The following is a 1,687-nucleotide window of genomic DNA, read 5'->3' as shown; positions in this document are numbered from 1 at the left end:
TGGTGCTCCTTAGAAAGGAGGTGATCCAGCCGCACCTTCCGGTACGGCTACCTTGTTACGACTTCGTCCCAATCGCCGATCCCACCTTCGACGGCTCCCTCCCACAAGGGGTTAGGCCACCGGCTTCGGGTGTTACCGACTTTCATGACGTGACGGGCGGTGTGTACAAGGCCCGGGAACGTATTCACCGCAGCGTTGCTGATCTGCGATTACTAGCGACTCCGACTTCACGGGGTCGAGTTGCAGACCCCGATCCGAACTGAGACCGGCTTTGAAAGGATTCGCTCCACCTCACGGCATCGCAGCCCTTTGTACCGGCCATTGTAGCATGTGTGAAGCCCTGGACATAAGGGGCATGATGACTTGACGTCATCCCCACCTTCCTCCGAGTTGACCCCGGCAGTCTCTCACGAGTCCCCGCCATAACGCGCTGGCAACATGAGACAAGGGTTGCGCTCGTTGCGGGACTTAACCCAACATCTCACGACACGAGCTGACGACAGCCATGCACCACCTGCACACAGGCCACAAGGGAAACCACATCTCTGCAGTCGTCCTGTGCATGTCAAACCCAGGTAAGGTTCTTCGCGTTGCATCGAATTAATCCACATGCTCCGCCGCTTGTGCGGGCCCCCGTCAATTTCTTTGAGTTTTAGCCTTGCGGCCGTACTCCCCAGGCGGGGTACTTAATGCGTTAGCTACGGCACGGATCCCAAGGAAGGAAACCCACACCTAGTACCCACCGTTTACGGCGTGGACTACCAGGGTATCTAATCCTGTTCGCTCCCCACGCTTTCGCTCCTCAGCGTCAGTTACTGCCCAGAGACCCGCCTTCGCCACCGGTGTTCCTCCTGATATCTGCGCATTCCACCGCTACACCAGGAATTCCAGTCTCCCCTGCAGTACTCAAGTCTGCCCGTATCGCCCGCACGCCCACAGTTAAGCTGTGAGTTTTCACGGACAACGCGACAAACCACCTACGAGCTCTTTACGCCCAGTAATTCCGGACAACGCTCGGACCCTACGTATTACCGCGGCTGCTGGCACGTAGTTGGCCGGTCCTTCTTCTGTGCCTACCGTCACTTACGCTTCGTCGGCACTGAAAGAGGTTTACAACCCGAAGGCCGTCATCCCCCACGCGGCGTCGCTGCATCAGGCTTGCGCCCATTGTGCAATATTCCCCACTGCTGCCTCCCGTAGGAGTCTGGGCCGTATCTCAGTCCCAGTGTGGCCGGTCACCCTCTCAGGCCGGCTACCCGTCGTCGCCTTGGTAAGCCATAACCTCACCAACAAGCTGATAGGCCGCGGGCCCATCCCACACCGCAAAAGCTTTCCCCCACCAGGCCATGCGACCAGCAAGGTGTATTCGGTATTAGACCCAGTTTCCCAGGCTTATCCCAAAGTGCAGGGCAGATCACCCACGTGTTACTCACCCGTTCGCCACTCGAGCACCCCCAAAGGGGCCTTTCCGTTCGACTTGCATGTGTTAAGCACGCCGCCAGCGTTCGTCCTGAGCCAGAATCAAACTCTCCAAACAAAAAACGTTCAGAACAATCTGACCAAACAGACACCAAAAACTGGCATCAAAAAACACCACACCCACAAACGGGAAAACAGGGCATGGCAAAAAACAACAACAAACAAAAACCACCAAACACACTATTGAGTTCTCAAACAACACACCCGC

The 1,687-nt window shown here is 56.7% G+C and carries 1 rRNA gene; it reads right to left on the bottom strand.

Annotation, left to right across the window (positions count from 1 at the left end):
• Positions 1–13: 13 nt before the first annotated feature.
• A 16S ribosomal RNA gene (locus A5759_RS04960) occupies positions 14–1,537 on the bottom strand.
• Positions 1,538–1,687: the final 150 nt, after the last annotated feature.

This window comes from Mycobacterium sp. 852014-52144_SCH5372336 (assembly GCF_001665615.1).
Lineage (GTDB): Bacteria > Actinomycetota > Actinomycetes > Mycobacteriales > Mycobacteriaceae > Mycobacterium > Mycobacterium neumannii_A.
This window is presented reverse-complemented; position numbering and strand designations above follow the sequence as displayed.